Consider the following 24,999-nt stretch of genomic DNA (forward strand, 5'->3'; position numbering starts at 1 on the left):
ATCATAATTTGCCACTTTTTCTATTTTTGTCGGACCTAAAACATCTCTATGAATTTTAAAAGGACCAACAACATTGTGGGTTGGGTTATTTGTATCATTGCCTGCACTGTCTACATTATGACTATGGAGGCGACCGGCAGCTTATGGGACTGCGGTGAGTTTATTAGCACCGCTGCCAAGGTGCAGATCCCTCACCCTCCAGGGGCTCCGCTTTTTGTGCTGTTGGGTAGGCTCTTTATTATTTTCTTCGGCCAGAAGCATGCCGCTATTGGTGTTAACACAATGTCTGCCCTTGCAAGTGGATTTACTATCCTGTTCCTCTTTTGGACCATTACCCACTTCGCACGCCGCCTCATGGTAAAAGCAGGCGAATCGATCTCCGGCGAAAAAATGATTGCTATCATGGGCGCAGGTGCTGTAGGTGCCCTCGCCTATACTTTCTCTGACTCTTTCTGGTTCTCTGCTGTGGAAGGTGAGGTGTACGCTATGTCTTCTTTCTTCACCGCCATCGTATTCTGGGCTATCCTGAAATGGGAACACGAATCCGAAGAGGCTTATGCCGACCGCTGGATTGTGTTCATCGCTTTCATGATGGGCCTCTCTATCGGTGTCCACCTGCTGAACCTCCTCACCATCCCAGCTATTGTGATGGTATACTACTTTAAACGTTACAAAGCGACCCCAATGGGTACCTTCTGGGCGTTTATTATTGGTTGTGCCGTAACCGGTCTGATACAGAAATTCATTATCCAGGATACTATTAAGGCGTCTGGCTACATGGACGTGTTCTTCGTGAACTACCTGGGCCTGCCTTTCTTTACTGGTTTTGGATTCTACTTCGTTGCACTGGCTGCTGCCCTGATATATGGCCTGAAAAACCCGAAATTCGGTATTTACGGTCCATTGATCCTGATTTCTTCCGTGATCCTCATCCCTGCATTTATCGATGCTGATGGTGGTGGCATGATATTCTTCAAGATCCTTATCGCAGCTGCTGTATTAGGTATTCCATGGCTGGTAAAACAGTTCGGTGGTAACCTGCTGGCACAGGAAGCCATTCACGCAACCAAGCTGACGATCTATTGTACCCTCTTCCTCTTACTGGGTTACTCCACTTATATTACCACCATGGTGAGGTCTACTGCTAACCCTGCTGTGGATATGTATAACGTAGATAACCCGATCTCCCTGGTAGGTTACCTGGGTCGTGAGCAGTATGGTGACTTCCCGCTGATCTATGGCCAGGTATTTACTGCCCGCCCTACCGAATACAAAGAGACCGGCAACGTCTACGCACGTGGCCTGGATGAAAAAGGTAAATCTAAATATGTAGTTGCCGGCAAGAAACAGGAACCTGTTTATGCCCCGGAAGATAAAATGCTGTTCCCACGTGTTTGGGATGCATCGAACGATCAGGGCCATGCGGACTACTATCGTAGTTTCCTGGGCTTACAACAGGGTGAAAAGCCAACCTTTGGCGACAACGTGAAGTTCTTCCTCGAGTACCAGGTTAACTTTATGTACTTCCGTTACTTCATGTGGAACTTTGCTGGTAAGCAAAACGATACACAGGGTTATGGTAACGTGAGAGACGGTAACTGGATTTCCGGTATTCCTTTTATAGACAACTTCCTGTATGGTGACCAGTCAGCCATGCCAGATAGCCTGAAGAACAACAAGGCGCACAATACCCTGTTCCTCCTGCCGTTCCTCTTAGGTATTTTCGGTTTGCTGTATCATTATAAATACCACCGCCGCGATACACTGGTAGTAGGTCTGCTGTTCTTCTTCACAGGTTTTGCGATCGTACTGTACCTGAACCAGGCTGGTAACCAGCCCCGTGAGCGTGACTACGCTTATGTAGGATCTTTCTATGCTTATGCAGTGTGGATCGGTCTGGGCGTACTGTCAGTGTACCAGTTCCTGAAGAACAAAACCAAATTGCCCGTTGCAGCACCAATCGCTACTGTCATCTGTCTCCTGGCAGTACCTGTACTGATGGGTGCACAGGAGTGGGATGATCATGATCGTTCTACCAAAACTATTGCTAAAGACGTAGCATCTGACTACCTTGAGTCCTGCGCGCCGAATGCGATCCTCTTCACTGTAGGTGATAACGATACCTACCCACTGTGGTTTGCACAGGAAGTAGAAGGCGTTCGTACCGATGTACGTGTGATCAACCTGAGTTTATTGGGTGTTGACTGGTATATCGATCAGGCCCGCCAGGCGGTAAACCAGAGTCCTGCTATTCCAATGAGCTGGACCGCTGATAAATACCGTGGCGAAAACCACAACTATGTACAGTTCTATGATGGTGGCAACTTCCCACAGGATAAATTCTATAACCTGAAAGAAGTATTGGCATTCATGGGTTCAACTGACCCACGTGCCATGGTGACCACACAGAGCAACGAACAGATGAACTACCTCCCTGTAAAGAGACTGTTCATTCCTGTTGATAAAGCTGAAGTGCTGGCTTCCAATACGGTAAGCCCTTACGACAGCAGCCGTATCCTGCCACAGCTGCCATTCCAGATAAGCAAAAGTTACCTGCTGAAGAATGACCTGGCTGCACTGGATATTATTGCTACCAACGCATGGAAACGTCCTATCTACTTTACCAGCCCAACCGACCTGGGTCTGAACGACTACCTCCGTATGGATGGTCTGACCTACCGCCTGGTGCCGCTGAAGAAAGAAGAAAGCGAAGATCCAATGGGTGCTGAGAAGAATGTGAACGTTCCGATGATGTACGATGTGATGATGAAAAAGTTCACCTTCGGTGGTGCGAATATTCCAACTACTTACTTCGACGAACCTAACCGTAAACTGCTTCAGTACCTGAGAAATGCTTATACCCGCCTGGGTACTGCACTGGCGCTGGATAATAAGAAAGAGCAGGCGTTGCAGGCACTGAACAAGGCTGATAGCAACCTGCTGCCATCTACATTCCCTTACGCTATGACCACGCCGGGTCAGATGCATAACTACAGTTCTATGCAGACTGTATATGCTTACTACCTGGCAGGTGATAAGGCGAAAGCTGAGCAGATTGCCAGCCTGATCAAGAAGGATTGTCAGCAGCAGATTAACTACTATCGTAGTCTGCCTGAAAACAGGATGACCAGCGATCTGCAACGTGATGGACAGATGGCGCAACAGTTTATTTCATTACTTGATCGTATGAAGGCTGATTTCAGTGATACTACACATCATGCGCAGGATATGCCTGGCGGCAATGTGATTAGTACGGATGATACTACCGGCAAATAAGTATATTATTCAATTGTAAGCACAAAGGGGATGTATCAATACGATGATACATCCCCTTTTTCTTTGGCCATTTTTTTTATCTTAGTAGCTATCAAACCCCCAAAACATGCCCGCGCAAACTATTGACGAGGTGATCCTCCGCCTGGAGGCAATTATCTCAGAAGCTATCACCACAGGCAACAGGGCCGGCTATTTCGCTGCCTTATACCACAAAGTCACCTGCCGTGTAAAAGAAGGAATTGCAATAGGAGAGTTCCAGGATGGCCCGAGAATGGAAAGACTGGATGTGGTCTTTGCCAACCGGTACATTGCTGCTTATGATGAATGGACGGCGAAAAATACTGCCGGTGTTTCCCTGTCATGGCAATGGACGTTCCAGCAATTACAAAAGAAATCAGTATTGGTTCTACAACATCTGCTATTAGGCATGAATGCGCATATTAACCTGGATCTTGGAGTAGCAGTGGTGCAGATTGCACAGGAATACAATACTCCTTTGCAGCAAATTCATCACGACTTTAATAGTATTAATACCATCCTGGCAGCATTGAGTTATGAAGTGATCAATGAGCTGAACCGTATTTCGCCGTTACTTTCTTTATTAGGAAAGCATTCGGGAAATAATTCATTGCTGATCCAATTTGCATTGAGCAATGCAAGAGATGGTGCATGGTGCTTTGCAGAGGAGTTGTATAATAATGGCAATACGATTGCCTCGAGGGATCAGGATATTCATAAACTGGGTGGAAGTATTGTAAAAACGCAGGGGTTTATAAAACTGACAGTATTTATTATTCACCTGTTTGAGTTGAAAAACCCGTCTAAGGTCACCAGTATTTTAAGAAATTATCAAAAGACGTATATTAAGGTACGGCAATAGTTATTTCGCCTTGCTGCCGCAGGTCATTCAAATATTAGGTCTAAAATCCCCGTCTAAGATCACCAGTATTTTAAGAAATTATCAAAAGACGTATCTTAAGGTGCGGCAATAGTCATTTTTTCTCCTTGCCGCAGGTCAAAAACTAAATATGAGATACGTCGTTACCAGCTTATTATTAATAATATCCTTAGCCATACATGCCCAATCCACCTTCCTTTTTAAACCGGATCGTGTGTTTGACGGCACTGCCATGCATACGAACTGGTGGGTATTGGTAAAAGACAGCCAGATTGTGGCTGCGGGCGATCCGGCTACCATCCGGGTTCCTGAAAAGGCAACCGTCGTCAACCTGGAAGGTATGACCCTTATGCCCGGTCTTATAGAAGGTCATTCACATCTTTTCTTACATCCTTATAATGAAACCAGCTGGAACGACCAGGTCCTTACCGAATCGGGAGCTGAGCGTACAGCCCGTGCCGTAGTACATGCCCGCGCTACCCTCATGGCGGGTTTTACCACGGCACGTGATCTTGGTACCGAAGGTGCCATGTATGATGATGCAGGGTTAAAAGAAGCCATTAATAAAGGTATTATTCCCGGACCGCGCCTGCTGGTAGCCACCCGTGCCATCGTGGCTACGGGTAGTTATGGCCCTAAGGGGTATAATGGTGGGATTCCCCTGGGGGCTGAGGAAGCCGATGGCAATGATGGACTTATTAGAGCTATCCGCTCGCAGATCGGCCATGGGGCCGATGTTATTAAACTATATGCAGACTACCGCTGGGGACTCAATAAAACACCTGCACCTACCTTTACTGCTACAGAACTTAAACTTGCTGTAGCAGTAGCCGGCAGTAGCGGCCGCTATGTAGTGGTACATGCAGGTACTGAAGAAGGGATGCGCCGGGCTATAGAAGCCGGGGTACGCACTATTGAACATGGTGATGGTGGCACACCGGAACTTTTCAGGTTGATGAAAGAAAAGGGGATTGCACTGTGTCCTACATTGACTGCTACTGAGTCTATCGCCAGTTATAAAGGCTGGCGCAAGGGAATAGACCCGGAAACACCAGCTGTCAAACAGAAGCATAAAATCTTTAATGATGCAATGAAAGCTGGTGTTACTATTTGTATGGGTGGAGATGTGGGGGTGTTCGCTCACGGCGATAATAGCCGGGAAATGTTGCTAATGGTAGAATACGGCATGAAACCTATTGATGTATTACATGCTGCTACGGCTGTTAATGCCAGTGTATTTGACCTGCCATTGCTGGGAAATATCAAACCTGGTTATATCGCGGATCTCATAGCTGTACCCGGCGACCCGGCTGTAGATATATCTATTGTAAAGAAGGTGGCTATGGTGATGCAGAATGGGGTGATGGTGTCGGATGTTACCCGTTAATTGTATTATTCACCTGTTGTGAAAGAGGTTTTCATGATAATGCAGTGCTGTGTCATGCTGTCGCCTTATACCCGTGAATTATATTATTCACCGGGGTTTCCGTGGTGATGCAGGTACCTCCGTTATACTGTCGCATTTTACCCATTAATTGTCTTTTTCACCCCCGGTGAACCGTTTATAATGATCGTATGTTTACTGTATGGAAACAACGACATTACAAAACGATATTCTTGTTTACTGTGTCACTGCCAGTTCCTTTCCGGAAGGAGTGAAGCAGGCCCATGAAACCTTGCATAGCCTCGTGCCATTTGACGAAAAAAGGAAGTATTTCGGCCTGTCCTGGCCAGCCGGAGATGGTCGCATTCTCTACAAGGCGGCAGCTGAAGAACTGCATCCTGGTGAGTTGTCTAAACACAACCTGGAAACAAAAGTGATCTCAAAAGGAGAGTACCTGTATATTGATGTCCACGATTTTATGCGCGATATTCCTGCCATTGGCAATGCTTTCCAGCAATTAATTCATGATAGCAGGATTGACCCCGCCGGCTTTTGCATTGAATGGTATATGGGTATGGACCTGTGCCGTTGTTTGGTAAAAATGGCTCCTTAAAGAGTTGTATTGCAAAGCCTTCCTGAAAAGTTGCATTGCTAAACAGCTCCATAAAAGATGCATTGCACAATGACTCGTTAAAACGTTAAATGCAAAATGGCGCCAAAGTTGTATTGCAAATCAGCTCTTTAACAAGTTGTAACTACTTCTCAAAAACATAATTTATCACCATGAACAATTCCATCTATCCTTGCCTCACCATCAAAGGCAAAATTGCGGAAGCTGCTGACTTTTACCTGGATACTTTTGGAGACGGCACCATTACCTCCTCCAACCCAATCGTCATCACCCTCAAACTGAGTGGTCAGCAGTTTATGTTACTCAATGACGGACCTTCATCCACTCCTAATCCATCTATTTCCTTCATGGTATCGAGCGAAAATGAAAAAGATACAGAAGCCTATTACCAGAAGTTAATCAATGGTGGCAGCGCCCTCATGCCTTTAGATAGCTATCCCTGGAGTTCCAAATACGCCTGGGTACAGGATAAATTCGGCATCTCCTGGCAGCTATATACAGGTGGCCCAAATGAGATGAACCAGAAATTCAGTCCAACCCTGATGTTCACCGGTCCGAAAGCCGGCAAGGCAGAAGAGGCGGTAAATTTTTATAAAGATTTATTCCCCGAATCCAATATACAAGGCATTCTGAAATACAGCGAAGGAGAAGGTAACACTAACCATGTAAAACATGCCCAGTTCAAAATCAAAAACTTCGTGGTTATGGCCATGGATAACCCTGCAGAACATGGATTTGGCTTTGTAGATGCTGTCTCACTCGTGGTACTCTGCAAAGATCAGGCAGAGATTGATAAGTACTGGGATGGTCTGATTGCCAATGGCGGCCATGAGGTAGCTTGTGGCTGGCTGGTCGATAAATATGGCGTGAGCTGGCAGATTGTTCCTGATAAACTGGGACAGTGGATGAGTGATCCTGCTAAGTTTCAACGGGTACTGAGCGCACTGATGAAAATGAAGAAACTCATCTACGCTGAAATGGAAAATGCCTGATCATAATCGGACGTCTGATTAAATCAAAGCCATTCACCTGGCTAAATCAATCCATTCACCCGACCAAATCAAACTTTTTTTTCGCCTCCTAAAACCTCCAACCCCGCGCACCCCGCGGGGTTTTCTTATACAATTGTTTGTTAATATTTACCATCCGCTTGTTTGTTTTTCTCAGCTGTATTAGATTGGACCCCTGATGAGTATTTCAATTCTACACAAACAATTCGTATTACTAATTCTCCTGATCGCCATCCGATCGCTGGCCTTCGCCCAGGTAGTGCAGGTCAAAGGTACCGTGTATGAACGTACGGAACGCTACGGCATGGCAGGCGTGAGCGTAATGAGCACCGGCGGTGGTGGTGCTGTTACCGATTCCATGGGCCATTATACCATTCGCCTCAATTTAAAAGATTCCCTGAGTTTCTCCTACCAGGGCAAGGTAACCATGAAATTCCCCGTAAAGGAAATTAACATCAACCGCCCCTTCGATGTGGGATTGCACATAGATATCAAAGTGCTGCCTACTGTAGAAGTACAGCAAAAAAGCTATAAACAGGACTCTGCCGAATTCAGGCAGGAGTACAGGAAAGTATTCGATTATTCCCGTGAATACCTTGCCACCGGCATGGGCGGGGTAGGAGTGAACCTGGACCTCCTGTTAAGCTGGCGCAAGGCCAAAAGAATGGAGCACTTCCGCGATCAACTCATTGCCATTGAACAGGATAAATATATTACTCACCGTTTTAATATGCCCCTTGTAAGGCGACTGACAGGTCTTGAGTCGCCCGCCCTTGACACCTTTATGGTCGAATACCGACCCACCTACGACATGCTGATGGACTTCGAAAACGAATACCAGTTTTATGAATATATCAAAGGCTGGGGCGCCTACTTTGCTTCAAAGTGGAAAAAGGAGCATTCACAACTATAATCACTACTTAGACTGACGACGAACACAAATATCCACCCTCACGGGGGTTAACTTTGTATCATTATCTAGAGAATAAATAAAATTCAAGGATATGATAAAAGATGTGACCGCTGTTCCTTTCAAATCAGGTGATTGGAATACTACAATGAACGTATATGATTTCGTTGTAAAAAACATCAGACCTTACCAGGGTGATGCTTCATTCCTGTCCGGCATTTCAGCAAAAACTAACCGCCTGTGGGATGTCGTAAAAAAAGAATTGCTCAAAGAAAGAGCGAACAATGGTGTTCTGGCCATTGACACAGAAACCATCTCCAATATGACCGCCTTTGCGCCGGGCTATATTAAGAAGGATGATGAAGTAATTGTTGGCCTGCAAACAGATCAGCTGTTAAAACGTGCGATGAAGCCTTTTGGTGGTATCAAACTGGTTGAATCTGCTGTAAAGGAAAAAGGACTGACCGTTTCCCCAAGAGTGATCGACATTTTCAATTATGCCAAAAACCATAATGAAGGTGTATTCAATGCTTATGACAGCGAAATCAGGGCATTCCGTTCCAAACACGTACTGACTGGCTTACCTGACAACTATGCGCGTGGCCGTATCATTGGTGACTTCCGCCGTTTGGCCCTGTATGGTGCTGACCAGCTGATTAAGTTCAAAAAAGCTGACCTGAACAAGGTTGGTGGCGAAATGACTGAGCACAAAGTGCGCCTGCGTGAAGAAATCAATTACCAGATCAGCGCGCTGAAAGACATGATCACGATGGCTGCCGGCTATGGTTGTGATGTGGCCCGCCCTGCAGAAAATGCCCGCGAAGCTGTACAATGGGTATACTTTGCTTACCTGGCAGCTGTAAAAGAACAGGATGGTGCTGCAATGTCTTTGGGTAATGTATCTTCCTTCCTGGATATATATATTGAAAGAGACCTGCAGGCCGGACTGATTACTGAAGAAGAAGCGCAGGAAATCATCGACCAGTTCGTAATGAAACTGAGACTGGTACGCCACCTGCGTCCAGGCAGCTACGACGAGATCTTTGGTGGAGACCCTACCTGGGTTACTGAAGCCCTCGGTGGTAAACTGCACGACGGCCGTACGAAAGTAACCAGGACTTCTTTCCGCTTCCTGCAAACCCTGTACAACCTGGGTTCTTCACCAGAACCAAACCTGACTGTACTCTGGGCTGACAGTCTGCCAGAAGGTTTCAAACGTTTCTGTGCACAGGTATCTATCGATACTTCTTCTATCCAGTACGAAAACGATGACCTGATGAGGGGTACCCGTGGTTCTGATGACTATGGTATTGCTTGTTGCGTATCCTACCAGGAAATTGGTAAATCTATCCAGCACTTTGGTGCAAGAGCAAACCTGCCTAAGGCATTGCTGATTGCCCTGAATGCCGGCAGAGAAGAAATAGACGGCCTGGAAGTGATTAAGAACATTCCTGTACTGCCTGATGGCCCGCTGGAATACAACAAGGTATTGGGTGTGTTTAAACAAACTTTGACTGAACTGGCGAGAGTTTATGCCAAAGCAATGTTTATCATCCACTACATGCACGATAAATATTATTATGAAAGAGCCCAGATGGCATTGGTAGATACAGATCCTCATATCGATATTGCTTATGGTGCTGCCGGTATCTCCATCATAGCAGACTCCCTCTCTGCTATTAAATATGCGAAGGTTACACCAATCAGAGATGATCGTGGCCTGACTGTAGACTACAAAATCGAAGGAGAATTCCCTAAATATGGTAATGATGATGACAGAGTAGATAACATTGCAAAAGAAATTACTCACTTCTTCATCACAGAGCTGCGCAAGCATGCTACCTACAAGAATTCTACACCAACCCTGTCTCTGCTCACCATTACTTCCAATGTAATGTATGGCAGCAACACAGGTGCGACTCCTGACGGACGTAAGAAAGGCGATGCCTTTGCGCCCGGCGCCAATCCAATGCACGGCAGAGACTGTAGCGGTGCTATCGCATCTCTCAACTCTGTTTGTAAACTGGACTATAGAGATGCACAGGATGGTATTTCCAACACCTTCTCTATGATCCCTAAATCACTGGGTGATACGAGAGATGAGCAGATTAATAATCTGGTGACTACCATGAATGGCTACTTTAACAAAATGGCGCATCACCTGAACGTAAATGTGCTGAACCGCGAAACATTGATGGATGCTTATGAGCACCCTGAGAATTATCCTCAGCTTACCATCCGTGTATCCGGCTACGCTGTAAACTTCGTGCGCTTATCCAGGGCGCACCAGCTTGAAGTGATAACACGTACTTTCCACGAGAGTATGTGATCAATTGGGACTAAGTAAGACAACAGCGGATCGCGTCTGCGGTCCGCTGTTATGTCACCTTCCTTTTTTAAGACTATGTTGTACTTTCCTTTACAGGACCTCGAGGCTGCCGCGCTAAACCTCGATGATCCGGAACATCTGCGTATTCACTCTCTTGAAACATTCGGCACACACGACGGACCAGGCGTCAGAATGGTTGTATTCGTACAGGGTTGCCAATTCCGCTGCGTTTACTGCCAGAACCCTGATACACTCGATGTAAAAGGTGGAATGTTGATTGGCATTGATGAATTGGTAAAAAGAGCTGACAGACAGCGCTCTTATTTTGGAAAAGACGGCGGGGTCACCGTTTCGGGAGGGGAACCCCTGCTGCAACGGAACAAGATCACTACGTTTTTTAAAGCCCTGCATGAGATAGGAATCAATACCTGCCTGGATTCCAATGGCCGTCTTAATGACGATGCTACCCACGGGTTACTGGAACATACCGACCTGTTACTGCTGGATGTAAAGCACATCAATGATGAATGGCACCATAAACTTACGGGTCTGAGCAACCGGAATACGCTGGACCTGGCGGCCTATCGTGAATCAACAGGTAAACGCATGTGGTTGCGGTATGTATTGGTACCCGGGTGGACAGACCAGGTAGAATACCTGGAAGAATGGGCCAAACACTTTACAAGATATAAAACAGTGGACAGGGTGGAGATTATTCCTTTCCATCAGTTAGGCAGCCATAAATGGGAATTGCTGAAAATGAATTATCCTTTGAAGAACGCGGAGACGCCTACACTAGAGGTCAAGAGAACAGCTGTACATATATTTAATAAGTACTTTAACAACGTGGTGCTGAAATAAGAATATTTACCCATGAGTGATCAGCAACTCTCTCACCGTTTCATTTCCCGGCAAATCTACCACCACTACTATCACTTTGCCCCCTGGTGGCAGATTAGCCGCCTTATAATACCAATCCACACCATTCCGGCCTAAAACTGCCGACCCCCTTTCAATGACAACACCAGCTGCATCTACCACCCGTACCTGCACTTCAGCTACCCTGAATTCATCTTTCGCAGTCACTACTACAGTTTCTTCTTCAAATTGAATATTCTGCACTTCAGGAGACCTGTAAGCATCCTTCACTGCCATATTATAAGCATTCTGCCCCGGGCCTGCCAGCGACTTATAATAAGCCTTTATCTCCGGGTCTTCCAGGATCACCATGGCATAAGCCGCCGCTACCCGCATTTTATACCGGGCTTCCAGCTGCTTCTTCGTCGGCTTCTTCTTAGACGGGCCGCGTTTCTTCGCCATAATTATCTGCCCGTTCCTTTCGTAAATCGTGATCTGATCGCCCAGCGTACCCCGGACGAGTTGGAGAAGTATGTTGTCTTTAACAATGGCCATAAAAATTAGTTTTTGGGATTACAAGATCAATATTAATGATCTCACCCAAACTATAGTGAAGCTTTAACACTAAATGAGTACTAATACATCACTAAATGTGCACCTCAATATCCAATCGATATAGAAATGTACTTTTAATGTACTATTGATGACGTTATAGAAATAAAGCTATGCTATAAAAAAAGCGGCTGCTACCAGCAGCCGCTTTTTTTATAGAGTACTAATACCTAATTGATAAAATATAATCCAATCCCTCCAAATAAAAAAAACGAAAACCCTATAAAATTTCGTAATCTGCCACATTAATCTGAGTAGCGTAGTAATAATCCCCTGCAACCCCGAACCAGTGTAGAACCCTGACAGCAGGAAACACCACATTTTTTAACAACCAAAACTTGTAATACCATACTGTAGTCTGTAACCAGTCAAATTTCAACTCACATCTAAATCTCCAAGCTATGCTTTTGCAAAAATTTAGCTTGCTGCTACTGTTTTGCCTATTCAGTACTTATGCATTATTTGCGCAGCAAAATGTGACCGGACAAATAAGGGATGCGAAAACCGGTCAGCCAGTGCCCGGGGTGACCATCCGGGTCCCCAATACCAGCAGGGGCACCATGTCCGACGCCACCGGTAAGTATTCCATCGCCGTTCCTGCCGGCGCCTCCACGTTAGTGATCAGCTATACAGGGTACAAAACCCAGACGATCCGCCTCACCAGCAACCAGGCTGTTCTCAACCTTACCCTCGAAGAAGACCTGGCACACCTCGATGAAGTAGTGGTCACCGGCGCCGCTACCAGCATCAAACGAAGTAACCTGGCCAATGCCGTCGCCACCATATCTGCCAATCAGCTCAGTGGCGTGGCACCTGCCCAGACCTTCGACGCCGCCCTGAGTGGCAAGGTCCCGGGCGCCCTGGTCTCTGCCAACTCCGGCGCGCCCGGTGGTGGTTTCACCGTCAAACTGAGAGGTATCACCTCGGTATTCGGCAACTCCCAGCCACTATATGTCGTAGATGGTATCTTCTTTAATAACAGCAGCATCCCGGCCGGCCTCAATGATGTAACCGGTGCCGCTACCGCCGGTAACCCCAATAACCAGGACAACCCCTCCAGCCGTATTGCTGACCTCAATCCCACAGATATCGAGAACATAGAAATCCTGAAAGGTGCTTCTGCCGCAGCCATGTATGGCGCCAAAGCAGCCGCCGGTGTGGTGATCATCACCACCAAAAAAGGGAAGTCCGGCAAGACAAAGGTGAGCCTCAACCAGGAATTAGGCTTTGTGAAGGTGCGGCACCTGATGGGTGTAAGGCAGTTTACAGCCGAAACGGCGGCCGATCTCGCCGGCAGTGCAGACAATACTGACCCCGCTGTCATCGCCCGCAGAGAAGCCTATAAAACACAATTTAACGATGCCCGGAGCGCCGGGAAAATCTTCGACTACGAAAAGGAAATGTTTGGCCACACCGGCCAGGTGTTAAACACCAACCTCTCTATCAGCGGCGGTGGCGACAAGACAACTTTCTACCTCTCCGGCAACCGCCGGCAGGAAGATGGCATTGTAAAAGGTACCGGTTATTTCAACAACTCCGTTCGCCTGAATATTGACCATAAACTCAGTGACCGGGTTTCTTTCGGTGTTACCACCAACTATATCTATTCCTCTTCCGACAGGGGCTTAACGAACAACGATAACAATGGAGTGAGCTACGGCGTGGCACTTTCTTCCACTCCCGATTTCGTAGACCTGCATCCAAATGCCCTGGGCGAATATCCCCGCAATCCCTTCGCCGCCTCCAATCCGCTGGAGACCCGCGATAAGATGATCAACAATGAAACCACGAACCGCTTTGTGGGCGGGGGCAACCTGGAGGTGCACCTGCAACAAAGCGAACATTCACATACCCGCTTCATAGGCCGTGGTGGTGTAGATTATTTCAATTACAAAACAATGGCCCTTTTTCCCCGCGACCTGCAGTTTGAAGAAAATTCCAACCAGGGCCATTCTATCCAGGGCAATACCAATAACATCAATACGAACCTGGGCGGGTTCCTTGCCAATACATTCACGCCTGTTCCGGCTATCAGTCTCACAAGCACCGTTGGCGCCACGTTGGAAACAGGGTACATGGATAATATCGTGACCGTTGCTACCAATATTGTAGCCGGCCAGAGCAATGTGGATGCCAGTGCCAATACCACTACCCGCCAGTTCCGCTCCAAATACAGGGACAATGGTATCTTTATACAGGAAGACCTTTCCCTCATCGATGCCGTAACCCTGAGTGGCGGCGTTCGTTTTGACCGCTCTACCAATAACGGGGATTATAAAAAGTATTACGTGTTCCCGAAAGGTGCGTTCTCCGTCAACTTCGCCAAAATGAAATGGTGGTCTGTCGATAATATCGACAACCTCAAGGTCAGGGCCGCCTATGGGCAGTCTGGCAACGTACCGCCTTACAGCAGTAAATTCACCGGCATGCTGGGTAGCAATATCAATGGGCTCCCCGGTGTATTGGTCGATAACCTGCAGGGTAATCCCGGCATTAAACCGGAAAGACAGGAGGAGTTTGAAACCGGTCTGGACATCAGTGTGCTGAATGGCCGTATCAGTTTAGAAGCTACTTATTACATTAAAAGGATACAGGATGTACTGCTGCGTCACTCACTGCCTGCATCGAGTGGCTACAGTGCAGAGTGGAAAAACAGTGGTGACCTGAAGAACCATGGTATTGAATTAGGTCTGAACCTGGTGCCCGTAAACAAAACCAATATCAAATGGACCTCGGCTATCAACTGGTGGTATAACCGCAGCAAGGTAACCCGGCTTGTGATTCCCCCTTATGCCATCGGGGCATTTGGTAACTCCCTCGGTACATTCTACCTCGAACAAGGGCAGCCTGCTACCCAGATCAAAGGTACTGTAGGCAGTGACCTGAGACTGATCGGTAACTCAGAGCCTAAATTCCAGATGAGCTTTTTCAACGAGGTGACCGTGTATAAAAACTGGTCCCTGCGTTTTCTCGTGCATTGGAAGAAGGGCGGGGATAATATCAACCTGACTGAATTGCTCACCGATGCAGGTGCTACCTCGTTCGATTATGATGATATCATCAATGGCCAGAAAGCAGGTGTATACCGTGTTAGCGCCGGTGATGCCAGTATTTATGTACAGGATGCCAGTTATGTACGCATCAGGGAAATTGGCTTGTATTACAATATTCCATTGAAAAATACCAAAACCATTTCCGGTATCCGCCTGGGTGTATCTGCCAATAATTTCTTTACCTGGACCAGTTATGTAGGGTATGATCCGGAAGTATCCAATTTTGGCAGCAATACCATCACTACTTCTTCCAGCCGTGGTAGCAATGGTTTGTCTACAGGGGTAGACGTAATGCCTTTTCCTGCATCCAAGAGAGCCAGCTTCCATGTAGGTGTAGATTTCTGATCCTTTAAAAACATTCGACACATGAAACACATCATCATAGCCCTTTGCTTACTGGTATTGCTGAATGCCTGTCAGAAAGGGGAGATCAATAGTCTGAATACACCGGTCATCACCGGTATCACGGGCAATCCTACCCGTAGCGATTTGTTTAACCTGGCTACCGGTGCCGAATCGGGTATGCGTACCAGTATTAATTTTTACCTGGATGCGGAGGGAATCATCGGCCGTGAAATTTATCGGTTTTCCAGTTCAGAACCCCGCTATACGACCGACCTGCTAGGCGGTGGTACCAAGGTACTGGATAATAATACTTTTTATCTTACCAACCCCTGGGCATCCCGTTACCAGGTAATGCGGCAGTGTTATATTTTATTGGAAGCCATTAGTCATACCAGTGGGGCCGTAGCCAGCGAAGCACAGAAGAAAGCATTTTCAGGTTATGCAAAGACCCTCATCGGCTACCAGTTATTGCTCAATATCAATTTTACAGATTCCAGTGGTGCCCGCATCCCCGTGCCGAATGGTGCTGCACAGGGCCCAGTGATCACCGATCCGGGAGTGGTGCTGGATTCTGTTTTGAAATTCCTGGATGACGGCAAAACTGATCTGACAGGAGCGGAGGTAATCTTCCCATTATCAGCTGGATTTGCAGGATTTAAAGATGCTGCAGGTTTGCTGAAATTCAACCGGGCATTGGCAGCCCGGGTACACGTTTACCGGAAACAATGGACCGCGGCACTAACTGCATTGAATGAATCTTTCTTTGACCTGAATGGCGATCTGACTACCGGTGTATGGCATTATTTCTCTACCAATGGCGGCGATCTGGCCAATACCCTGTATATCGCGCCAAACAGTAATGGGGAAGTACGGGTAGCGCATCCTACATTTGCCACTGATATTGTGCCGGGGGATGACCGTATCAGCAAAACACAGGTACGTAATTCATCGGCCAGTCAGGGTGGGTTGACAGGCAACAGGGATGTGATTGTATGGAATTCACTGAATGCGCCTGTGAGCATCATCCGCAATGAAGAGCTGATTTTGATCTATGCTGAAGCCAGTATTCAAACGAATAACTTCCCGAATGCAATAGTAGCACTGAACCGTATTCGTACTGCCCACAACCTGCCGGCTTATGCAGGCGGGGTGACCAATGCAGCATTGACGACTGAACTGCTGTACAACAGGCGCTATTCCCTGTTTATGGAAGGTCACAGATGGATAGATATGAGAAGATATGGACTGTTGAATACTTTGCCAATTGACAGGGCAGATGATAATGTATGGAGTCATTTTCCATTACCACAAAGTGAAAGCAACCAATAAGTATATAGAAACGCTTCTGTCTCTTATGGCAGAAGCGTTTCGTATTTATAATATCTCCACCTGAATAAGACGATGGCGATCAATGTGAGCACAATAAACAGGGCGGGCAATCCGACTGTCATTAAAAAAATATACTGTACACAAAGTACGACTGACAATAACTTATAGAATTGTGATTTGGTAAAATGCCTGTAAAAAGTAAGGCTCGTCATCAGCAGCATACTGCTATAGCCGCATAAGCAAAAGATCAGTGCATCGGCGAGCGGCATATGCTTGGGTACTAATAATACCAATAGTAATAACTCTGGTATGATCAGTATAAAATCGAGTAAAGCATATTCCAGGAATCGGATGCTTTGTGGTACCGGCATGGTTCTGTAAAAATTCAGGTACACATCTTCAAATTCCCTGCAGCGGTATACTAAGACCCCATTGCCTAAAATACCCAGACTCACTACAATAAAAATAGTCTGCCCATTATAATACAGCATGTCGTTATTGACGGCAATCAGGTACAGCAGGCCGCAGGTGAAAATCTTTAATCCTGCCCATGTCGCGAGTTGTTTCGTTGCTATATATCGCAAGAGCATCCCTGTCATAGAAGTGAATTTAACAGATTTTAAAACCGGTGCTTTCCCTTCTGCAATATGCCGTAGCCGGTGTGCCAGCCATAGTGCCGACAATAGGCATAGTAATAATAAATAGCCAATGACCCCGCATACGCCGCCTATATAGCCATACTGTATGCCCGTATAAACGATAAATACCACATACGCCCACACAGGGATCATCAGTAGCAGGGTGGCAATGAACAGTAACCCGGTTTGCTTTTTCTTACTGAGATAATTGTAAACATGCAGGAACATATTTTCGGGCTTGTATATCTCCGCGACCACAAAGGCTGTAAATTTTCTCGTATACAGGAACCAGAGCAGAAATACCATACCCATCATACCCGGATGCCTGAAAGCACCCAGTACGAGGAATAAATGATATTCATACACACCCGCACCGGACTGGGAGCTGACGATAAACACCGTCATGGTGTAAATGAAAATTATCAGCCCGCCATTCTCTCTGAAGAAGGGTGAAACCAATGAACGGAGTAGATATCTTGTCATTTATTGTACGATGCTTTGGTTAATAACTGTCAATGCCCGCTGTGCATTCAGCAAACTGGTATCCAGGTCCTGGTGAGAGCTCATTAAAAAAGAAGTGCCGTTTTTCTGAGCGGCTTCCAGTATCAGATCAGACATTAGTGTAAATGAATTTGTATCCAGCGTGGTCAATGGCTCATCGAGGATAATAAGAGATGGATTCCCGATGAAGGCCAGTAACAGTGATAATCGTTTGGTCATCCCGGCAGAATAAGCAGCAGCCTGCCCCTGGATGAAATTACCGACATTGAAACGTTCTATGAGTTGATCAATTTCCCGCTGTGATACTTTCCTGATCCGCTGGTACAGGATCACGAGGTCCATACCTGTCATAAAAGGCGGAAACAGCGGTTCTGCTGCAGCCCACCCGATATGCTGCCTGTAGGCGAGGGGCGATTGCCTGAGACTGCTGCCTTTGAGATGGATATCCCCTTCGAAAGGGACCATGCCGGCAATGATTTTCAGCAAGGTAGATTTACCCGACCCATTGGCGCCCTGTATCCAATAGATGCCGGGATCCAGCAGGAGGGAAGGTATATTGAGTACTACTTTTCCCTGGTAGGCTTTGCGAACATTCGTGAGTTGAAGCATAGTTATCAATATAGAAAAATTATTGATGTATGATGAGACCGCTCCTATTTTTTAACATTAATTTTTGGATGAGGCACTTTAGTATTTTTTCGTATATTCGGCCTGATTTTTAACCCTTAACCATGTCTTTACATACCCAAACTTCATTCTCCATTGATGGGAACCTGTTTTCCTCATTTCATTCACTCAATCTGTACCAGCAAATCAGAGGACATCATTCATTTGAAATTCTCATTAGTTACGATTGGCTGAACAAGTTAGGAAATGGTCTGTTCAACGCCAGCAAGAACTTTCTAGGCAAAGAAATTAAAATTACCATCAAACCTGCAGATCCATTGAGCACTGCTCAACCATTGATTTTTGATGGCATCGTAACCGGTATCAATGCCGGTAAAGAAAACGATGGTACTAACGGTTTCTGTGTGATCAGGGGTTTCAGCCCCGACATCCTGCTGGAAAACGATCCTCACATTGCCACCTTTGAGCGCCGCCCGCTCAGCGACATTGTTGATACGGTCCTGAAATCAGGCGGGCCACTCATGCCCCCGTTATCGGTAAAACCCAATAACCAGGCGTCGCTCAAGTACATTGTTCAGTACAAGGAAACCGCTTATGCTTTTGTGTGCCGCCTTGCGGCCCGCTATGGCGAATGGTTCTTCTACGATGGGCAACAACTCAATTTTGGCCAGTACAAAAACCGGCAGACTGAATTGATCCACCAGGTGAATCTGCTGGATTTTGACCTGGCGCTGGATGTGAAGCCAAATAACCTGAAACTGAATGGCTACGATTACCGGCAGGAATCTGTGGTGCATAATGACACCCAATCCCAGGCAGCCAGCGGCACTAACCAATACAGCACGCATATGCAGGAGGTGAGCAAACAGCTGTATAGCAAACCCTCCCTGTATAAGATGAACTATGGTTTTGGCAGCAGCGCGCAGGCGCAGGTAGACGATCTGACTGCCCTGCAGTACAAGGGCAAAGCTGCCAGCATGGTGGTGATGAAAGGTCGTTCCAATGAAACGTCTTTAAGGATCGGCGATATCATTACTATAAAAGAAAACTTCCTGTCTACCGAAGACCATGGACAGTTCCTCATCACATCTTTGCAGCATTCCTGCACAGACAATGGCCTTTATGTAAATACATTCGAAGCCATTCCTGCAGATACTGCCATGCCATACATCGACCTGCATGCTATTCCATATTGCGAACCACAGAGCGCTACCGTCATCGAAAACCACGACCCCAAAGGACTGGGCCGTGTACAGGTACGCTTTCGCTGGCAGGATACCGGCACTACCCCCTGGATCCGTGTGCTCAATGCACACAGCGGTTCAGACAAAGGAATTTACTTTATGCCGGAAAAAGGCGAGGAGGTATGGGTCGACTTTGAAGGTGGTAATCCGGAGGCCCCGTTTGTAACAGGCACTACCTATAATGGTACGGCCAGAACCAGCTTTGGGGATGCCCAGAACAACCTGAAAGTGATCAAAACCCGCAGTGGCCACATCATTCGGCTGGACGATACAGATGGTAGTGAAAGCATTACCATCACTGACAAAAACAGCAATGTCATCTTCCTCAATACCAGCACTTCCAGTATTGAAATTACAGCGCCTGAGAACATGACGCTCAATGCCCGCAACATGAATATCAATGTAGGCGAGCAGATGGAAATGAATGTAGGTGGACAGTTGCTCATGAATATCATGAAAGCAATGGCAGTCAATACCCCGCTCATGACGCAGATGATTGCCGACTTCCTGCACATGCAGGCAGGCAAGGCGCTGTTCAATTCAAAAGATGAAATCAAGATAGAAGCCCAGCAACTCTACGCAGCAGGCCAGAGCAAAATCATGCTGCACAGTGATGAACAGATACTGGCCAACAGTAAAGGGGTGCTGAACATGAAAGGAGAGCAGGGCAATAAACACTATAATAAAGCAGATACCTACGAAACGGCAAAGCCTGAAATTCCGGCCAAGGTAATTGTGAGTTTCCGCCCCAAAAGCGGTTGGACCGGGGAGTATGGTTTTGACTGGTTGCGTATCAAAGATACCAGCATCGTGGGGGATGTGGAATACAAAAAGATTGTAGGTAGCTATGGTAGTGTATATGCTACCCAGTCGGGAGCTGTGTTTACACAGAGCGATGCCAAATTCAATACCCTGAAGACCACCCGATACAGTCCGGCCCTTATTCCCTGGAAGAAGGAAGCGGATGGCAAAACGACGGCGGAATACTACCAGTCATGGCTCTGTTTATTTCCCGGGGGTAAAAGTTATAATAATACCAAAGCCACCGTACAGGTGCTTGTAGAAGTAGAAGAAGAACCGGAAAAAATAGAACTGGAATATAAGGATGAATTTATTAAATGCGATAAAAAGCAGATCACACCGAAAAGCAAGGGGAGTCATAAACTGGAACTGACGGTAGAATGCCTGAAAGAATCAGATGCCGACCAGGAAATAAAGGTGATGGCTTATACCAAAAAGGCAGATGGTACTTTGGATACGCCTAAGCTGGCCGGAAAATTGATTGTAGTAAAAAACAAGGTGCGTTATAAAGCAAATGTTGTTTTTGTAAAAGTCAAAACCAAATTGGGTACAGCTGTCAAAACCGGTGCTACTACCGGTGAAAAGGCTTTCCTGGAGAAATACATGAACCAGGGTCTGATCATTCTGAACCTGGTAGAACAGGAACTGGATATGACAGCAGATGCGGATATTAAAACAAATGCGCTCACGGCAGATACGGGCAATGCTGCTGTAAATGCCTACCCGGGTGGTAACCAGATACACGATTCGCTGGAAAAGGCCTTTAATGCGAAGTATGCTGCTTATAAGGATTATTACAAAGTATTCTTCTTTGATGAAGAAGGCGGGTATATGAACGGCGGTAGTTACCAGGGGCTGAATGGCGGTGCCAAAGATATAGTCGCCAAGAGTGTAGTGCTCTTTAATACCCATAATACTGCGACCACTACCCACGAGTTGCTGCATGCTATGGGACTGTATCACACCTTCGACAATAGTGGTAGTCATGTGTTCAAGATTGGTGAAACGGAGAATATCATGGACTATTCCCACCAGTATGGCAAGACGCGTATCAGTACCTGGAAGTGGCAGTGGGAGAAGGTGAGAGCGAATGTAGGAAAAGAATAAATCAATTAATATGTATAAAAAGTTCTGGCTGGCCGTATTGATTATCATGCATTCATTTGCGGCCTGTGCACAAATCAAACAAACAAATATGAACAACCGATTCGATATAGAGACCTATAATAAAAACAAACAGGCAGGTGAATATACCTTTGAGCACGATGGTGTGAAGGTAAGACAGACCGACTTTGATGGTGGATATGCCGAAACGACCAGTAAACCGGGTACATATATTGATCACTATCGTGAGTATTATAAAAACGGGGTGTTGAAAGAAGAAGGTGACCTGTTTAATAAAGGCACGTTTCGCCTGGGTACATGGCACTTTTATAACGAACAGGGGGGAGCACAAAAATCTGTGAACTATGATGAGCCGTATACATTTACCCTGGATAAGGTGATGGAATTCCTGAAGCGCAATAACCTGTCACTGGCTGACCGCTGGACGAGTATTAACCGTAAGTCTGATACTATTGGCGATCGGTGGATTATTACCCATGAAGACGGGCATGTGGGTGGTGCGGATATTCAGTTGAAGCATGTGAACCTGGATGCTGTTACAGGCAAGGTGATTACAATCAAAACTTCTACTCATCACGATAATTAGTATGTTGACAATTATTACAGATACCGCCCAGATGAAGTGCGACAAAGGTGCGGCGCCGGCTGTGCTGAAGGTCACCAGTCAGTCGTATGTGTATATAGAAGATAAGCTGGTGGCTACTGAAAAAGATAAAAGTGCGAATACGAATATACCGCCGTTTGGGGTGTGTAGTGTGACGCAGAAACCGTGTATGCCAAAGCCTACGGCCTGGCAGGGTACGACATCGCTGGATGCGATTGGGGCTGATAAGGAATTGACGGATCAATCGTATTGTATGTGTGGGTTGGGTGGGAAGATATCTTTTGCATCGACGGGGCAGAGTGGTTTTGCCGCTACTGAGGGATGAATTGTGCCAGCGAAGCCGCCGGCAGGCCCCGCTCCTAAATTTAAAAGGAGATTGCGAAGCAATCTCCTTTTAAATTTACTTTTTAGGAAAGTTAGTACTAATATGATACTTATCCTCCATCTCCCACAACTTCGCCCCACCCTTAATCCCATCTCTATTCGTAAACAGCACCACATTCTTATCCAGCTTAAAATCTATCTTATCCGCATTCCCACCGCCCAAATACAACCGATCATAATTAAACACCACTTTCAGCACCTCCATCACCCTTTCCATCCGCCTATTCCACTTCTCCAACCCCTCCCTCTCCAACGCCTTATTCCCTATATACTCATCATAATCGCTCTCCTTCGTCAGTGGATGATGCGCCAGTTCCAAATGCGGCAGCAAATACCCATCAATCAGCAGCGCCGTTCCAAACCCCGTACCCAGCGTCACCGCCAGCTCATACCCCCTTCCACTCACCACACCCAGCCCCAGCTGATCCGCATCATTCACCAACCGCACCGGTTTATTCAACAGATCCGCAATCTGCTGTCCTAAATCAATGTTCTTCCAATGCGGATTTCCCAGGTTCGGTGCCGTAAACACGATCCCATTCCGCACATACCCCGGAAACCCAACTGATACTTTGTCGTACGCCGGCATGTCTTTCACCAGCTCTTCAATGGTATTCAATACCTTATCCGGTGTAGGAGCCTCCGGTGTCTTCACCCTTTTATACTCCATCTGCCATTCCCCTTCCTTATTAAGGATCGTACACTTAATGTGCGATCCACCTACGTCAATCGCTAAAATATGTCCTGTCTCTGCCATGTTATTAAAAATTTATGCAAATCAATACAAAAGTTACACCGGTTTTTGTTTATAAAAACTTAACACTCACTTTAAACTGGCCTCGTAATTTTGTGCGTCAATTTATATGATGCATTCCAATTCTAAAAATACTGCTGCGATTTTCGATAAGATCTTTAAAGAGACCTGGTCGGGTACTGTAGCATATCTCATAAAAATAAGCAATAATAAAGAACTCGCCGAAGATTTGGCCCAGGAAGCCTACCTGAAAGCCTGGCAAAAATTCCACCTGCTTCCTGTGGAAGAATCCGAAATCGCCCGCTACATTCTCGTCATCGCCCGTAACTGTTTCCTCGATCACCTGAAGGCAGCGCTCCGTGAGCGCAAGCAACACGATGCTTACACCGTCAGTTTCCCCGAATCCGGGCATTTTTCCCCGGCTATGACCGTGATCGAAGCCAAGGAACAGCAACAAATTGTCAACCACACCATTAATAACCACGAAGAAACGGTGCGCCGCTATTACCTCCTCAACCGCGAATACGGCCTCACTTACAAGGAGATCGCCCTGCAGGAAGGGGTGTCTGAAAAAACGGTAGAACGCTACATCGGCCGGGTACTCCGTTCTCTCCGTTCCCGCCTCGCAAGTTTCTTTTTTATCTGGTAACAATTCCTTAACCTACCAACCTGTCGGTGCCCATTTTAATTCGCCGTTCTTATATAAAACGACGTCTCTTAAATGAATATCTCCGACATCAGACGCAGACTGGATGACTATCAGGCAGGCAAATTGGATGCTGCCGGAAAACAACAATTGCAGCAGGCACTGGACCGCCTGTCCGAACAGGAATTGTCGGAGCTGTTTCCCGTAGACGCGTTCTTGAATAATAAAGAGCACCAGTTGCCCGAAGCTGAAATTGACGCAGCGCTGGAACGCTTCCACAAAAACCGGAAACCTGCTATCAGGTTGATCAACCTCACCCGCTACGCGGCCATTTTCGTTTTATTGTTAGGCAGCACTTTCCTGCTGAGAAAAATAAACCTGGATCGCAAAGCGGAACGACGCTTTCGTACCATGCGCATAGAAGATGGTAAGCACGGTGCAATCACATTGTCTGACGGTAGCCGCATTACCATCAACGGTGGTTCTACCCTGTACTTTCCTGAGGAATTTGACGACAGCGCACGTATTGTATATATAGATGAAGGAGAAGCTTATTTCGAAATTGCGAAAGATGCCAGGCGGCCCTTCTTCGTCCGTTCCCGCCAGCTCAATGTAAAGGTATTAGGAACGTCTTTTACCATGCGGGATTATAAAGATGAACGCACAGCGTCAGTAAACGTAAACAGCGGTAAAATCGGCCTCAAAGGACTCGTTTTGAGCGCCGGCATGGGATTGACCGCAGATAAGGAAAATGGGACATTTATCAGACAGGATATAGATACTGCCACTACAACTGCCTGGATCAGGGGAGAACTCATCTTCCAGGATGCAGGTTTGCAACAGGTCTTACAGGTATTACAGCACAGGTACGCTGTTCACTTTGATGTAAAGGATACCACTTTACTAAAACGGAAGTATACTGCCACATTCAGGAACAATACGATCGACAACATCATGCAACAGTTAAAATTGATGAGCAGTTTCCAGTACAAGATTTCAGACAATCAAATAGTTATCAGGTAAAAAAAGCACCCTGCGGT

19 protein-coding genes are annotated in these 24,999 nt (G+C 46.5%); 15 read left to right on the forward strand and 4 right to left on the reverse strand.

Annotation, left to right across the window (positions count from 1 at the left end; translation table 11 throughout):
• Positions 1-48 precede the first annotated feature (48 nt).
• From ABDW16_RS09490 to pflA, 8 genes are all read left to right on the forward strand, one after another.
• Positions 49-3,276 (forward strand): DUF2723 domain-containing protein, encoded by a 3,228-nt coding sequence (locus ABDW16_RS09490; protein WP_343669294.1) that lies wholly within the window; start codon positions 49-51, stop codon positions 3,274-3,276.
• Between the two features lie 106 nt (positions 3,277-3,382).
• The gene (locus ABDW16_RS09495) at positions 3,383-4,156 is read left to right on the forward strand and encodes a DUF5995 family protein (RefSeq protein WP_343669295.1); all 774 of its coding nucleotides are present in this window, start codon (positions 3,383-3,385) and stop codon (positions 4,154-4,156) included.
• Positions 4,157-4,304: 148 nt separating this feature from the next.
• Complete coding sequence (locus tag ABDW16_RS09500) at positions 4,305-5,561, forward strand: amidohydrolase family protein (RefSeq protein WP_343669297.1); 1,257 nt, start codon at positions 4,305-4,307, stop codon at positions 5,559-5,561.
• Between the two features lie 199 nt (positions 5,562-5,760).
• Positions 5,761-6,171 carry a hypothetical protein gene (locus tag ABDW16_RS09505; RefSeq protein ID WP_343669299.1) on the forward strand — a complete coding sequence of 137 codons (411 nt, stop codon included), beginning with the start codon at positions 5,761-5,763 and terminating at the stop codon, positions 6,169-6,171.
• Positions 6,172-6,341: 170 nt separating this feature from the next.
• A complete protein-coding gene (locus ABDW16_RS09510) occupies positions 6,342-7,181 on the forward strand; it encodes a VOC family protein (RefSeq protein WP_343669300.1) in 840 nt (279 codons plus the stop codon).
• A 196-nt stretch (positions 7,182-7,377) separates the two neighbouring features.
• The gene (locus ABDW16_RS09515) at positions 7,378-8,112 is read left to right on the forward strand and encodes a hypothetical protein (protein WP_343669301.1); all 735 of its coding nucleotides are present in this window, start codon (positions 7,378-7,380) and stop codon (positions 8,110-8,112) included.
• Between the two features lie 91 nt (positions 8,113-8,203).
• Positions 8,204-10,438, forward strand: a complete 2,235-nt coding sequence (pflB, locus tag ABDW16_RS09520; protein WP_343669302.1) for a formate C-acetyltransferase — start codon at positions 8,204-8,206, stop codon at positions 10,436-10,438.
• A 75-nt stretch (positions 10,439-10,513) separates the two neighbouring features.
• Positions 10,514-11,299, forward strand: coding sequence for a pyruvate formate-lyase-activating protein (gene pflA / locus ABDW16_RS09525; protein ID WP_343669304.1), 786 nt, complete (start codon positions 10,514-10,516; stop codon positions 11,297-11,299).
• A 6-nt stretch (positions 11,300-11,305) separates the two neighbouring features.
• Here pflA and ABDW16_RS09530 read toward each other — a convergent pair whose 3' ends face one another.
• Complete coding sequence (locus ABDW16_RS09530) at positions 11,306-11,851, reverse strand: hypothetical protein (RefSeq protein ID WP_343669305.1); 546 nt, start codon at positions 11,849-11,851, stop codon at positions 11,306-11,308.
• A 458-nt stretch (positions 11,852-12,309) separates the two neighbouring features.
• Between ABDW16_RS09530 and ABDW16_RS09535 the strand changes: the two genes are divergently transcribed.
• Together ABDW16_RS09535 and ABDW16_RS09540 are read left to right on the forward strand one after the other, a co-directional pair.
• A complete protein-coding gene (locus ABDW16_RS09535; protein ID WP_343669306.1) occupies positions 12,310-15,306 on the forward strand; it encodes a SusC/RagA family TonB-linked outer membrane protein in 2,997 nt (998 codons plus the stop codon).
• A gap of 21 nt (positions 15,307-15,327) precedes the next feature.
• On the forward strand, positions 15,328-16,635 hold the full coding sequence (locus ABDW16_RS09540; RefSeq protein ID WP_343669307.1) for a RagB/SusD family nutrient uptake outer membrane protein: 1,308 nt from the start codon (positions 15,328-15,330) through the stop codon (positions 16,633-16,635).
• A 23-nt stretch (positions 16,636-16,658) separates the two neighbouring features.
• On the opposite strand, the gene ABDW16_RS09545 is transcribed toward ABDW16_RS09540, so the two are convergent.
• Positions 16,659-17,756, reverse strand: a complete 1,098-nt coding sequence (locus tag ABDW16_RS09545; protein ID WP_343669308.1) for a hypothetical protein — start codon at positions 17,754-17,756, stop codon at positions 16,659-16,661.
• The gene (locus ABDW16_RS09550; RefSeq protein WP_343669309.1) at positions 17,757-18,383 is read right to left on the reverse strand and encodes an ABC transporter ATP-binding protein; all 627 of its coding nucleotides are present in this window, start codon (positions 18,381-18,383) and stop codon (positions 17,757-17,759) included. It abuts the gene before it with no gap.
• 122 nt (positions 18,384-18,505) lie between these two features.
• Between ABDW16_RS09550 and ABDW16_RS09555 the strand changes: the two genes are divergently transcribed.
• From ABDW16_RS09555 to ABDW16_RS09565, 3 genes are read left to right on the forward strand one after another with little or no spacing between them, the layout of a single operon-like run.
• Complete coding sequence (locus ABDW16_RS09555) at positions 18,506-21,553, forward strand: contractile injection system protein, VgrG/Pvc8 family (RefSeq protein ID WP_343669311.1); 3,048 nt, start codon at positions 18,506-18,508, stop codon at positions 21,551-21,553.
• Between the two features lie 10 nt (positions 21,554-21,563).
• Positions 21,564-22,157: a hypothetical protein gene (locus ABDW16_RS09560; protein WP_343669312.1), complete on the forward strand. Its 594-nt coding sequence runs from the start codon at positions 21,564-21,566 to the stop codon at positions 22,155-22,157.
• 1 nt (position 22,158) lies between these two features.
• Positions 22,159-22,500 carry a DUF4280 domain-containing protein gene (locus tag ABDW16_RS09565; protein ID WP_343669313.1) on the forward strand — a complete coding sequence of 114 codons (342 nt, stop codon included), beginning with the start codon at positions 22,159-22,161 and terminating at the stop codon, positions 22,498-22,500.
• 75 nt (positions 22,501-22,575) lie between these two features.
• Here the strand turns inward: ABDW16_RS09565 and ABDW16_RS09570 are convergent, their stop codons facing one another.
• Complete coding sequence (locus tag ABDW16_RS09570; protein WP_343669314.1) at positions 22,576-23,316, reverse strand: ROK family protein; 741 nt, start codon at positions 23,314-23,316, stop codon at positions 22,576-22,578.
• A gap of 106 nt (positions 23,317-23,422) precedes the next feature.
• Here ABDW16_RS09570 and ABDW16_RS09575 point away from each other — a divergent pair, with 106 nt between their 5' ends.
• Positions 23,423-23,962 (forward strand): sigma-70 family RNA polymerase sigma factor, encoded by a 540-nt coding sequence (locus ABDW16_RS09575; protein ID WP_343669315.1) that lies wholly within the window; start codon positions 23,423-23,425, stop codon positions 23,960-23,962.
• Between the two features lie 72 nt (positions 23,963-24,034).
• Entirely contained in the window at positions 24,035-24,982 is a 948-nt protein-coding gene (locus ABDW16_RS09580) for a FecR domain-containing protein (RefSeq protein ID WP_343669317.1), read from the forward strand.
• The last annotated feature ends 17 nt before the right edge of the window (positions 24,983-24,999 follow it).

Source organism: Chitinophaga sp. (assembly GCF_039596135.1).
In the GTDB taxonomy this organism is placed as follows: Bacteria; Bacteroidota; Bacteroidia; order Chitinophagales; family Chitinophagaceae; genus Chitinophaga.